The sequence below is a fragment of the Aquimarina discodermiae genome (assembly GCF_040786235.1).
Classification (GTDB): Bacteria; Bacteroidota; Bacteroidia; order Flavobacteriales; family Flavobacteriaceae; genus Aquimarina.
This window is the reverse complement of the sequence record NZ_JBFMKP010000031.1, coordinates 23,142-36,568: the sequence shown is the minus strand read 5'-3', so window position 1 is coordinate 36,568 and position 13,427 is coordinate 23,142. Positions and strand designations below refer to the sequence as shown.

The following is a 13,427-nucleotide window of genomic DNA, read 5'->3' as shown; positions in this document are numbered from 1 at the left end:
ATAATTTCTTATTGATTATTGTTCTCTTAGATCTGGTAGTATTTCATCTCTTCCTCCACCACTATCACAGTTACGTAAATGATTTCCGGTTCTTTCTACAATAACACCGGTAGTGATGTCTTTTACTTCACATTTATAATACATTCTGCCATTAGGACATCTTGAATGGAAAGAAATACTATTAGAAGCTCCCCAATTTCCATAGGACAAGGAATTGACATTTAATCCTTGCGCCCAACGATATTCATAATTACCACTACCCCCACTGGTGTTTATTGTCACCGTTACATAAAATGAATTGGGATCACTAATAGATAGAGATGCAAAAATTGGATCATAAAGTTCTACGGGATCAATAACCCCATTACTGTTGGCATCAATTTCAACTACTTTTTTGTAGTTATATACATTTTCACTATACTTTTTAAACCCGCCTATAAGGGGTCCATTATCTGCAATTTCCTGATAGGTTCTAACTAACCTTCCGTCGGTATCATACTCAAATTGTGTGGCAAGATTATTGGCTCCCAGAATGTGGGTAAGTTCATTCCAATCATTATACACATAACTTTTCATAGAAGAGGCTATAGGGCTCATTCTATAGTCATCAAAATAAATTGTCCCCGCATTAGAGGTCATAAATACCGTTTTGGCATTCGTAGATACCTCAAAGTAATGATTTAACTGTACCCAGTCTCCTGCAGATATTATTTCCCCATTAAAAGTTACTGATCCGTTTCCTGTATGGATACGGGCATTGGTATAATTTGCCTTATCTACCCATACTGATACTTTATATCGACCACCACGATGCTCATTTGCTTTTAATTCGGTTCTAAAAGCCTGTAATCCTAAAGTAGCTTTTACCGAATATTTACCTGTATGTGCCTTGTCTGAAGATCTACCAATAGAACCAATCTCCCCATCAAAATAATTGCTATGGTTTTTATCAATATATTCTGCCCCGCTATAAAATAATTCATGATATCCTGCATTTCCAACCGCTATGACTTTACGGGCATCATCTCCTTTTTTGGTAGTTCCTTTATTCCCATTAATATCCAGAATTTCTAGTGGTACGCTATACCGATCATACAAACTTATTTCCGAAGTTTTACTCCATTTTGGATTCGTTTGTACTGCTCCTGGAATCCAGTTAAATTGATCGTCGTTATTTTCATCATATCCTACCAATATTCCGTCAACGGTACGTTCTCCTTCCCAGCGATAGATCGCTTTTTTACGCCATATTTTTTCGGCTTCATTAGTAGGGATATGTTTACTTCCATCTCCATTTCTATATGTCCAATCATTACTCCAGGTAGAAATCCCAACTCCTATAGGCTCCCAAAAACGCTGTTCGTTTAGTAAATAACTATAACTTGCCGCTTGCTGGGTAAGCATATTTTTGTTTGAAGGATCATCTACTTTAGTTCCCATAGATGGGTATTTATGATAAGCAGGAATGGTTCTTGATTTTAACTCATCTCCTTTACTAGAAGTAGAAAGCGTTTCTAGTGCTGATCCGGTAACTTCATCAAGCTTACCAAATTCTGTTGTATACCTATGATTTGCTTTATACTCTGTCGACGATTTAAGCAAATTAGGATATCGAACTCTTGATGAAGACGTTGCAAACACTTTATCTTGTTTATCGGTATAATCGATCGTTTTGTAACTCTGATATGACTCTTTGGTTACCCCTACCATATTTGGCGTTTCTTCTGGTAAATAATACTCGTTGGTAATCTTACTCATTAGTTGCCCATGAGTATTATAAGAAGCTACCTCTAATAATTGTCCAATAGATGCTAGATTATCTTTGATTGTATGCTTTGCGAGAGTAACCTTATTATAAGGAGCATTTGCATCGCTAAAGGTGGTTTTATCCTTTATCACTTCGTAGAAATTACCAAACTTAATCTTATCAGGGTCTTTTTCCTTAAGCACATTAAACTTATATACCGTTTTACCCATAGATTCATTATTGGTATCTAAATTCTCCATAGATACATATTCATACATTACCTTAGGAGCAGGAAGTTCCTGACTATAAGGTAATTCTTTATCCAATTCTGGTGCAAAAGGAATGTAACTTATACATCCTATACCGTTTTCATTTTCTCCGTAGTTATATTTTGAAGTAAAACTATTTACTCCTCCATCGGTAGTAGTGATTTCTGCCACTCGTATTCCACCAAAATTTTCAATTGCCCCCTCTAATTTATATTTTGCAGTTAAGGATTCTGAAACTCCAGAATTACAGCTATTATCTCCTTGAAAAGAACAATAAAAACTATCGATTTTAATTAGATAGGTTAATGGAGCTGTTTGAGAAGTTACTGTAGCTATCTTATTAAAATCGCATGTGTTTTTTTCTACTCCACAAGGACCATTACAATTATAATCATCTTCAAAATAACAGGAGTAATCATAGCTTACCTCTAGCTGATCTCCTATTTCAATTCCTATATTTTTGGTTGATTCTATTTTATAGGTTACATTATCTATTTTGGTGATTTTATAATCATTATTATGTTGAGCCTTTGTAAATGTAATTTCAGCCCCAACTATAGGTTTAAAGTTATGATGCGCATATTTTATATTTATTTTACCTCCTTGTGGAGTGGTAATTTCATTTAACGACCATATCTCATTTTGATCTTTTTTATACCCAAAAGCGTCTTTATCTTCAATATCAAAAGACACATAAGCTGGATTGATATATCCAAATTTGTATGGCGGTGTTAATTGAACTCCAGATTTTCCTTTAAAATTAACTGCTTGTAATGATAATCTACCCTGTATTGAGCTCTCGGTATTAGGAGCTCCTTTGACAAGGTTATAATCGTAATCAAAATCGATTACTTTAATGGCTTTAGGGATTATATCGGAAACATTATCCGATACATCGATTACATTATCTTTAAGATTATACCCTGCATTCTCTCGTTTAGATGCATCTATATAATAAATGTCTGCCACAGATTGATTAGAAACTCCATATGCTGGATTCACATTATCATCAGACTCTTTAAGTAATACAATACGATCTAATCGTAAAGTGTTTTGACTAGGTATATTAAATCGTCTTACAAATGCGCTCGAATTTTGATTAATATTACTTTTATGTCTTACCGATTTATAATCCCATGGGATTGATTTAGAGTCTGAGCGTTCTTTTTTTATAAAAAGTGCTTTATGAGTACGGGTAGCCACCTTATCCAGATAGTACATATCTTTTCTACCTCGAATCGATGTTTTAACATCTTTTTCATCAGAGCTTTCTATATACTCTTTACCAAATGGAGCTTTCCATACAAAGGCTTCGGACCATTTTCCATACTCAAAATTCACCCAATACCCATAGTCTTCTTTATCTGCAATGCCATTATTATTGGTGTCAAAAAAGTCTGGCCCGGTTACCGCTGTTAACAACCAGTGTGTTGCATACGGTTCTAACTGTCGTTTTTCAAAGTATGAGTCTTTTTCAAGTTTAGGGTGTCCTCCTGATTTTATCACTCCTATGGTTCTAGTTACAATTTCGTGGTTATACACAGGTAAGGAATAATGGTAGGTTTTACCATCTACCGACGTTATTTTAAAACCACCTATACCATTGGCGGGAGTCTTATCTTGATCAAACCCATTGCCAATAGGTTTTAAATATCCTTTGGATTTAACCACTGAATAACTATTTGAAATTTCATCATTGGTAAAATGTTCTATATAAGATGCGTTTCTATTTCTAGGTTTGGCAGCCGATTCTACACCACCAGCATAAAAGGTACCCTGGTTAGAGTTCTGATCTAAATTAGCTTCTTTTACATCTATAAAAGAGCCTATCTCATTATCAAAGTAAAAGTGAGGTTTTGTATCAAATTTGGCATGATCAGGAACGTTATTGGTCGCTCCGTCGATCATATGTTCTAGTGTAAAATCCTGATTACTTTCTTTATTAGATAACCCGAACAAGGTCCCATTCTCATACAATCTAGACGACATCCCTCCTGATAACCCTTGTGCCTGTACATTATACTTATCATAACTTGGAAAAACGGCATTATTAAACTCTGGCTTGGATACATCAGACAAGTTCTGGTTTACCAATGCTACTTCATAACTATCCATAAACGTTTCATAAGTTCTGATTTGATCCATCTCACACCTACAATCATCATGATCTGATCCCTCATTTTGCGAGGCATATGCAGAAGCTTCTTCATATGATTCAAAAGTTCTTTCTCCACAATTCTCCCATTCACCATAATAGTCCTCATAATAACAGCTTACTCGATATTGTCCTCCGTTTTTAATATCATCAGAAAAATACATGGGTCCGTAAACAAAGTTATTTTCTCTTTTCCCCAGAAAATATCGAAAAGTGGTTTTCCCAAAAGACGCTCCAAAAACACCGATTTTTGTTGGGATAAATAGAGGAATCATCCAACCCGAACTTCTTGTGCTGTAATCTCCCATATTTAAGGTATTGGTAAACTGTGTCTGTAATCCGATCCCAGCACCACCATTAACTTCATTTCCTGTTGTATTTACAACGCTTGCATTAATACTAGCACCTCGAGAGGACATTGAAAAATCCAGAGAATAGGAGTTTCCATTTTCTGCGGATTTCCCTATTTTGAAACTATTAGTAACGGTTCCTTCTGAAGACAAACCTATAGTATAACCTCCTTCGTTATTATTAAATCCAGCTTTTCCTCCATACGAACCATTAGAACTTGCATTGGCTCCAAGTGTTAATCCCGAAGCCGAGGTATAACCAACACCTACTCCAACTCCATTTGTACCTATTCTTAGACTCCCTTCAAGCTTACCTTCTCCAACAGGTATCCCATAACCAACACTTACATATCCTCCTAAGCTACGGTTACTCCCCCAGGAAAGCCCCAATCCTACAGAACCTCCACCATAATGAGTATAGCTTAACGATGCCGAATAAATCGATTCTTGCCCTCCTTCATCATAAAAAAACTCTGATAATTTTGAAGATCGATAATCATCTGGGTATCCATTTACAGACCGGTTAATAGCTCCAGGGTTTAGATTCCACCCTAATCCTACCCAGGAAGCTTCTTGATCCATGGCAATCCCAGCGTGATATGCCAGTGATAAGGGATACCCTCCTTCTGGAGAAGGGACATTTAATAAGGGTAATACATAACTCATATCCCCTGTGGCCAGATTGACCATATCTGTTGCATCTACCGGTTCAAAACTCGCCGCTTCGGGAGATTTTGGACCATTATTAGACGCAAAGACATAATTTACCGGTAAAATACCAGGTAACATGGTGAGCAAAAATACCATTGCCCACACTCTGTGTGAAGTCTTAGTTTTTGTCATTGTTTAGTGATTAAAAAAGTGTTTATTAGTTGTTTTGAAATGCTATTTCTGGTTGATGTTGTAGTTTATCAACAGGAATTTTAAATTTTACTTCGCCCGTGGCAAGTCCTAAATCCTCTATCGTGAGATTAATTGTTGTATCGTTTAGCAACCGTTCATCTCTGGGATATACGAACAAAAGACTCGTACTATTACTCATCCCATACATTCTGGGATAATTGTAATCTGCTAATGGTACCGTATCTTTTTTAGAGTTGAACAAGTGTACTTTTTCTCCCATATCAAAGGATAATTGCTGTACCATAGCACCAAAACTTTGCCTATTTCTGGCTAAACTATTTAGTACTTCCTGATTATTTTTTGACAGAGTTACTGTAAAGTATAGGTGCTTACTATATCGATCTCTTAAGCGAGTCAATTCTTGTTGATCATATGACAATGATAATTCCTGACTGACCATTAAATCTGTAGGACGATACATCATAGAAAAATCTACTCCATTAACCGATTTGGTCTGTGAATACCCATTTTCTTTATTGGTTATAAAAGTTAGGAGCTCTTCTTTAGAATCAAATTGCTTAACAGTAGTACAAGAAGTTAACAAAAAGATCCATCCCAAAAGCAGTAGTATACTAGTTGATTTCATACTCGGTATTTAGGCCATCTAATACTTCTGTCGTCAGATCTGCCGTCTCATCGGCAAACATAATGTTACCAGATCCACTGGCGCCCAAAATGATTTTATAACCATTTTCTTTACCATATTCTTTGATATAATCGTTGATATCATTAACAACGGTTTGGGTCATTTTCTGGTCTTCTTCCTGAATTTGTTTTTGAATAGCCTGTTGGTAGTTATTGATTTGTTGTTGTTTATTAGCCAATAACTCTTTCTTAAGTGCTACTTCTTTTTTAGATAACGAAGTACGTTCTTTTTCGTAGGCTTTTAATTCTGATTGCCAATTAGTGATCAAACTATCTACATTGGCTTTAAGTGTATTCGCTTTTTTCTGAAAAGCTTCTCGCTCTACCTTAGTCCGGGTATATCCGTCGATAAGTTGGTTTACATCTACATATACCTGCGCAGAAGAATGTTTAAAATTGATAAAAGAAAATATTGAAAATGCAATTGCTATAGTGGATAGCAGAATAGTAACTTTGTTCATTGTTTACGTTAGTTTTTGAATATGAATTCTGATTTATATTCAATAGTTCCAACGCTTATTTTCTGTTACCCAAAAAAGAACTATTTTTTTGAAATTTTAAAACGGAAAATAAATTATACAGTTTCTGAATTTTTATTTCTTCGATTTTTCAGAAACCAAATAACAACTAATAACAATAAAAGCACAACGATAAGTGCCCAATACAACCAAGATAAAGATGAAGATTGAATCCCTCCTGAATCGCCAATTAATACCAACGAAGACCAATAATAGGGTGAAGTTTCACTAAGTGAATGATTCTGGATATAGTCTAGTTTTGCCAGACGAAGTGCTTCAGATTTGGTTTTTCCTTCTTTTAAATGTTTATAGAAGCTAGTCATGATATAATAACCTGATTTATCATCAACATTCCACAAAGATGAAATCACACTATTAGCACCGGTGTAGAAAAAACCTCTGGCCAAACTCATTACCCCTTCTCCCGATCGTACCTTTCCAAGAGATGAATTACAAGCACTTAACACTACCAATTCTGCTGTGTTATTCGTTGTATATAATTCATTCAACGTTAGCTTTTTATCTTTAAAAGCAATCCATGGAGTAATCGAATCGATTGCATCAGCGTGCGTTGATAAATGAATAATTTTTGAACCTCTGGCATTGTTGATAAAACTGTCTTTGGTTGCTTCTTCATCAAGAAACAGCTTACCAGAATACTGATGTTTAGCTTCTTTAACTTCTAATCGGCTCCTTTTTAAAACTGAAAGCCCGTCATACTCAAAATTGATCGGAGCAAAACCTGTAAAATCAATAGTATGTTCTCTTGAGATCTGTCGATTTTCTTCTAAAAATGATAACGAATAAGCATAGCCTATCTCGGCTGTGGTGATGAGATAAGATTGGTAAGTTTCTTTTAAATTAGTATCTGACTGTAATGCCTCAAAAGGAAAATTTTGCAAGGTATAATCAGGAACAATGGTCATTTTTTTATGAGCTAGTTGCGCTCTGTCTTTAAACGGAAACAACTCCTTAAACAACAAATATCCTAATTTACGATAGGCTTCAAAATCTTCTTTTGTCACCAATGGTGATGCAATTTTTGTTTTAAACCCTATAATATTTTCATTGAGTTGCTTTACATCTTTTAATTCAGAAAAATTGGCTCCCTCCTTTTTAACAAGAATAGCATATCCCTCCTCTTCATTCAGAATATACTCGACATATATCTCATTTTCTTGCAATCCTTTCTGAACTTGTTTAAGAGCTAGTACGTTCGATGGTTTTCTATAGTTATAATATTCTGGATAATCAACTTTTAAAGAATCTATAAAATGTTGGTATTCGATTTTTGTAGTAGATATAACATCTACCAAAGAATCTTTCTTTTCTCCGGTATGTGCTGCAAACGCATCTTGTAATTGGTGTAAACTCTTTTTTATACGTTCTTCTCTAAGTACTATTGTAGCTGGTAAGTTTGCATTTTTTTTCAATGCTTTATCGGTAACATCTTTTAGTAGCAATAGCGCCTTATTTTTTTCCATAAAATAAAAGGCTTTTTCTACGTTACCCGATAAATACGCTGTTTTTACCCCATTTTGATATAACTTAGAAGCTTGTTCTTGCCAATACAACTTAGATTGTCGATCATTACTTTCAAACCGAATATGTGCCAGTAATTTTTCTGCAACCTTGATATGATTAAAGGTTATCGTTAATTCTTTTTCTGACCTTGAAATATGGTTTTGGTATTTGATCAGATCAATAAAACTATCTAGAATCAAATTTTTATTTATAGAAGATTCATATATGGTTACCGGGACCTTTAAAACATCTGATTGCCCTTTATAATTGGCATATAGAATAATTGATTTGCTTAAAAACTGCCTCGCCAATTCATAGTTTCCTTTTTTAAAATAGCAGTTTCCAATATTATGAGTAAAAAGCCCCTGATTATAAGAATCTTCGGATTTTTCTAATCCTTGCTTATAATATTGTAATGCTTTTTCTACATCTTGTTTAAGGTAAACATTTCCTATATTATTATTGATTGTTGAAATTGCATAAAAATCGTCTCTTTGCTTTGCTATTTCTAACCCTTTAAAGTAGTAATACAACGCTTTTTCCTGATCATCCTCCACATCCTGATTGTATAAAACCCCTAAAACATGATACACATCTTGCTTGTTTTTACTTGTAAAACTTAAAGAAGCTTGTTTCCCTAATAAATCATTAAGTATTTTTCTTGCTTTTAAAATACTTTTTGAACCCGAAATTTCTTTATACGTCTGTGCAATAGACACCGAAGTTGATATCATACCTCTATGATAATCGACCTCTTCATACACTTTAATCGCATTTTTATAATACTCTAACGCTGCATAATAATCTCCAACATCATTTTTAATAGCACCTAACTTATAAAAAGCTCTTCCTCTGTATAGATCGACATTGGATTGATTAATCACTTGTAAATAAAAGGTTTGAGCAATATCAAACTGATTGTCTAGGTAATGAAATAGTCCTAAATTACATAAGGCTCTTCTATATTTTAAAGAGTCGATAGGCCTTTGTTCTATAACAGCTTCAAGAAAATCCTGACCATAATCTATCGCTTCTGCATATTTTTCATGTTTAAAAAAAAAGACAGAAGTTTTTAACATCATATCAGAAAAGTGCAGTTGCCCTTTATCTCTTAACAATACATTAATCGATTCTCTTTTAGACTGAAAATCTATCGGTAACGTTAAGATAGAATCTAATGACTTTATATTCGTTTGTGCAACAACACATTGTGCCAATACTAATAAAAGGAAAAAGCTACTTTTATAAACCATTGCAGCAAAAATACAAAAGGAGGGCAAATTGCCCTCCTTTTAACTTTATCTTATTGTACTTTTTTTAAAACAATGTACAGTCGAACTCTGTAGTTACATAGTCTACTTCAATTCGTTCAACATAATTCATAAGTTTTAGAACTGCCGTACTTGGTTTTAAAACACCTATTGCTTTGGTTTCATGATCACCAGCAGCTTTACCATCATGTGCACCTCTAATAATAATTATATCAATATTATCTCCCTCAGAATATCTAACCGTCCAATGTTCTACATCATCGCAATCTGTTTCCTCAACACTTAGGATCTCAAAACCATAATTCCCGGTTCTAAGCTGTTCTCTAGCTTTATCTGAAACATCACTTTTAAACCTTACAGTGATCACTGCCTCTATATATTTTTCGAACTCTTTTCCTTTACCAATTCCCTTTCCTTTTTCCTTAGTAACTCCTTTTTTAGATACCAATTTGAGACTTGAGAAATTAATTTCTTCTGTACTATTTTCGATCGTAGATTCTTGATGATCATCATCAACAGAACATGCAGTAAATAAAATAATCAAAGACAAGTAGATAAATAGTTGTTTCATAATTTTTGTTTCATTAATTGTTTGCAAAATTACCATAATAATTCAATTGTAAAACCTTACTTTTTTAAGTTTACATTAACTAGTTCAAGCCATCAAATTTTGTTACCCATTTTTTACAATAAAATTTATGCATTTGATTGAAGCATGAATTTTATTAAGAATTTCAAAATGATTAGTTTTGCGCTCAATCCCTTTTACCCTAGCTTCATAATGCAAGACAGTAATTACTATATTCAAGGAATTCTTCACTCTGATGAAACCGTGATTACCCAAATCTATAAGAACTTTTTTCCCAAAGTTTTAAAGTTTGTTTGCGAAAATAAAGGACAATGTGAAGATGCCGAAGATGTCTTTCAAAAAGCTTTATTACAAATTTCGGCGAGAATAAAGCTTAAAAAATTAGAAGTGATTCACTCTACTTTTGAAGCCTATATCTTTACCTCTTGTAAAAATTTATGGAGAAGAGAATTAAATAAAAAGAAGAACAGGGTAACAAATCTTGAAGTTAAGGAACTGGTAAGTGAAGAGTCTGATATGGCTTATGCATTATTAGAACAGGAACGATGGGAGTTACTTAGAGAAAAGTTAGATGGATTATCAGATAATTGTAAAAAAATACTTGGCTTATTCTTTAAAAAAGTATCGTATTCTGAAATTGTAAAACAGTTGTCTTATTCTTCTGAAGTCGTTGTACGCCAACGCGTTTTTAAATGTAAAGCAAAATTAATTAGTAACATTAAAGCTGATAAGCGATTCAAAAACTTACAATAAATTAAAGATGAGTACCAATGCTGAAAAATATTATAATCAAATAGATGCTTATCTAAGAGGTGCGCTTACCAATGAAGAAAAAGCAGTATTTGAAAAACTACTACAAGAAAATACTGGGTTACGTAAAGAATTATCTCTGCACAAAGAATTGTATGCACAATTTGATGATACCGACTGGGTAGGACATCAATTTGAGGGTAAAAACATAGATTTCAAAAATGCAGAAGCTTATTTTAGAAGCGAAGAGGCAAATGCCTTTAAAGAAGTAATCGAAAAAGCTGAAGAGAATTACAAAAATAAAAGTCAAACCCGTTTCCTCTCTACCAAAAAAATAATCGTGTTATTGGCAGCAGCATCTGTAGCGTTACTATTCGTTTTTACTACACTTTTATCAAAAGACACTACAGAAGAATTATATTCACAATACAATGATTGGCAAGATTTGCCTTCATTAACAAGTAGAGGAAATACGAATACGAACTCTCTATCTAAAGGACAGGTTTTATTTGAAGAAGGTAACTATCAACAAGCAAATACTATTTTTGAATCAATTGTTACTACCGAAAAGGAATTACCTATTAATGTATTAATTTATGCAGGAGCCACTGCTTTAGAATTAAAGAATTACACAGAGGCTATTGGGTATTTTGACAAAATAATTGCATCTAATGCTATAGATCATTCTAAAGGATATTGGTATAAAGCTATGGTCTACCTAAAACAGGGCAAAAAAGAAAAAGTCATAGAAACTTTAGAAATCATTACCCAACTGCAAAACAATTATAAATATAAGGAAGCCATTGAATTATTGAATAAACTCTAATAATGCATAGTAGTTTTTATTCAATTCTTTTTACGCACTAAACCTTCATTTCTGTTCCTAAAATCTTATTCGAAAGATCTTCTTTGGCCTGCTGATCATCACCAAACAACCATCTTAATACATTATCATCCCAAATTTCGTCATATTCTGTTTTGCTGATAATATCTCGTTCTATGGCCAAATCCAGTATTTTACCAGGATAAGAAGATTGTGGTTCACTTTCCATTTCTCCTAAAGGATATGGGTCATCTAATCCCATTATGACTTGTTTACTTCCTTGTCGCTCTACGGTCAGCTTTAAGGAATCGGTATCATGTACCAGCGTATCAAAATATATATTAGGATGGCCTACTGCTTTTCTTGGATGCTGTTTTCCTTTAAACAAGTCTGGTCTGCCATCAAATCCTTGTATACGTCTACCTAAATTCATTTGGGCTAATTGCCCCCCATGTGCAAAACAAGTTCTGATATTAGGGTATCTTTCTTGCATACCGTTAAGGGTATAAAAATGATACGCATCGCCACATTGTGCCAACATCCAAACCAAATGAAAACGCCACGCTACATTTTCTAGTTTAATCATTTTATCTCCATCATAAGGGTGTACTTCTATTGCCAATTTGTACTTGTTGGCTAGTTCAAAAATAGGGTCATTCTCTTCATCAAAAATACAGCGCCATTGCCCTATAGAATCCATAAAATGTGTAGGTAAGCAGAGTACTTTCATTCCTAGTTCTTCGACACAACGCTCCATTTCCCATAATGCACCATTAATAAACCCTGGATGCACTACAAAACCGCAAGTAAACTTATCCGGATTTTCATGCTGTATACGTGCATTAAAATCATTCTGAAACCTTAGTGCGTGCTTCATTTCTTCTAGACGTAATCCATTACCATATAATTGAGATAGATTTAATACCACAGCATGATCAATCTTAAAGTGTTCCATCCATTCTAGTTTATCGTCCAAAAAGAAGCTAGAATGAGTTACCGGGCGTTTCCAACCTTTTTGCAACATATACTTGCGTTCATCATCGACCCAAAAGATCTCTTTTTCCTTCATGAATTGAGGGATTTCTTCGGGGTAAGGAAGTAAATGTGAATGACCGTTGATACGAAGTTTTCTTTTCATCTCTTTATATTTTGGTTTTACATCGTTGGATGACATGTTCATTTTAGGCTCATAAAAACCTGTAAGGGGTGTTGGTTTTATTTCATAACAACCTATTTTATGTTAATTCAACTTATTAAATATTATTTTTTCTTTTTAGGTGCTTCCATTACAGCACCACAATTAGCACATGTACATTTTTCTTTATCACTATAATATGTATCAAAAATGATAGGCATATCAGTTTCTATATTATCAAGAGCAAATTCTTCTCTATACAATTGTGTATTACACTTTTCGCAATACCACTCTAAGGCATCCATCATTTTTTCTGCTCTAGGATACTCGATTACTAAGCCCACAGTATCTTTTCCTCTTTGTGGAGAATGAGGAACCTTAGGAGGTAATAAATAGATTTCTCCTTCTCTTATATGTACATCTTTTGGTACTCCTTTGTCTATAATTTTTAATACAATATCTCCTTCTACCTGATAGAAAAATTCTGGGGTTTCGTTATAATGGTAATCCTTTCTATTATTAGGACCACCTACTACCATCACAATAAAATCGCCATCTTCCCAAACACACTTATTACCAACAGGAGGTTTTAGTAAATGGCGATGTTCTTCTATCCAGGCTTTAAAATTTAATGGTGAAACTAACTTACTCATAACTTACTTTTATTAAATTGTTCCTTCTTATCTCAAAGAAATGCTTTTATATACATTTACTACCAATTATAAACTAAAACGAACTTAATAGTTTT

At 33.8% G+C, this 13,427-nt stretch carries 9 protein-coding genes; 2 read left to right on the top strand and 7 right to left on the bottom strand.

Annotation, left to right across the window (positions count from 1 at the left end):
* Window positions 1-15: 15 nt before the first annotated feature.
* The 5 genes from ABW636_RS18320 to ABW636_RS18300 all read right to left on the bottom strand — a co-directional run bounded on the left by ABW636_RS18320 (window position 16) and on the right by ABW636_RS18300 (window position 9,953).
* Window positions 16-5,364 (bottom strand): hypothetical protein, encoded by a 5,349-nt coding sequence (locus ABW636_RS18320; protein WP_367591524.1) that lies wholly within the window; start codon window positions 5,362-5,364, stop codon window positions 16-18.
* Between the two features lie 25 nt (window positions 5,365-5,389).
* Entirely contained in the window at window positions 5,390-6,010 is a 621-nt protein-coding gene (locus ABW636_RS18315; RefSeq protein WP_367591523.1) for a hypothetical protein, read from the bottom strand.
* Window positions 5,997-6,530, bottom strand: coding sequence for an OmpH/Skp family outer membrane protein (locus ABW636_RS18310; RefSeq protein WP_367591522.1), 534 nt, complete (start codon window positions 6,528-6,530; stop codon window positions 5,997-5,999). The genes ABW636_RS18315 and ABW636_RS18310 overlap by 14 nt, the downstream gene beginning before the upstream one ends.
* Window positions 6,531-6,643: 113 nt before the next feature.
* Window positions 6,644-9,391, bottom strand: coding sequence for a CHAT domain-containing protein (locus ABW636_RS18305; RefSeq protein WP_367591521.1), 2,748 nt, complete (start codon window positions 9,389-9,391; stop codon window positions 6,644-6,646).
* A gap of 37 nt (window positions 9,392-9,428) precedes the next feature.
* On the bottom strand, window positions 9,429-9,953 hold the full coding sequence (locus tag ABW636_RS18300; protein WP_367591520.1) for a hypothetical protein: 525 nt from the start codon (window positions 9,951-9,953) through the stop codon (window positions 9,429-9,431).
* 210 nt (window positions 9,954-10,163) lie between these two features.
* Between ABW636_RS18300 and ABW636_RS18295 the strand changes: the two genes are divergently transcribed.
* Window positions 10,164-10,724: an RNA polymerase sigma factor gene (locus tag ABW636_RS18295; RefSeq protein WP_367591519.1), complete on the top strand. Its 561-nt coding sequence runs from the start codon at window positions 10,164-10,166 to the stop codon at window positions 10,722-10,724.
* Window positions 10,725-10,731: 7 nt separating this feature from the next.
* Window positions 10,732-11,547 (top strand): tetratricopeptide repeat protein, encoded by an 816-nt coding sequence (locus tag ABW636_RS18290; RefSeq protein ID WP_367591518.1) that lies wholly within the window; start codon window positions 10,732-10,734, stop codon window positions 11,545-11,547.
* A gap of 37 nt (window positions 11,548-11,584) precedes the next feature.
* Here ABW636_RS18290 and ABW636_RS18285 read toward each other — a convergent pair whose 3' ends face one another.
* Window positions 11,585-12,682, bottom strand: coding sequence for an amidohydrolase family protein (locus ABW636_RS18285; RefSeq protein ID WP_367591517.1), 1,098 nt, complete (start codon window positions 12,680-12,682; stop codon window positions 11,585-11,587).
* A 122-nt stretch (window positions 12,683-12,804) separates the two neighbouring features.
* On the bottom strand, window positions 12,805-13,332 hold the full coding sequence (locus tag ABW636_RS18280) for a 3-hydroxyanthranilate 3,4-dioxygenase (RefSeq protein WP_367591516.1): 528 nt from the start codon (window positions 13,330-13,332) through the stop codon (window positions 12,805-12,807).
* Window positions 13,333-13,427 lie beyond the last annotated feature (95 nt).

Coding starts and splice junctions, on each gene's coding strand:
- ABW636_RS18315 (WP_367591523.1), bottom strand. CDS start 6,010: ATGAAATCAACTAGTATACTACTGCTTTTGGGATGGATCTTTTTGTTA.
- ABW636_RS18300 (WP_367591520.1), bottom strand. CDS start 9,953: ATGAAACAACTATTTATCTACTTGTCTTTGATTATTTTATTTACTGCA.
- ABW636_RS18280 (WP_367591516.1), bottom strand. CDS start 13,332: ATGAGTAAGTTAGTTTCACCATTAAATTTTAAAGCCTGGATAGAAGAA.
- ABW636_RS18290 (WP_367591518.1), top strand. CDS start 10,732: ATGAGTACCAATGCTGAAAAATATTATAATCAAATAGATGCTTATCTA.
- ABW636_RS18285 (WP_367591517.1), bottom strand. CDS start 12,682: ATGAAAAGAAAACTTCGTATCAACGGTCATTCACATTTACTTCCTTAC.
- ABW636_RS18320 (WP_367591524.1), bottom strand. CDS start 5,364: ATGACAAAAACTAAGACTTCACACAGAGTGTGGGCAATGGTATTTTTG.
- ABW636_RS18295 (WP_367591519.1), top strand. CDS start 10,164: ATGCAAGACAGTAATTACTATATTCAAGGAATTCTTCACTCTGATGAA.
- ABW636_RS18310 (WP_367591522.1), bottom strand. CDS start 6,530: ATGAACAAAGTTACTATTCTGCTATCCACTATAGCAATTGCATTTTCA.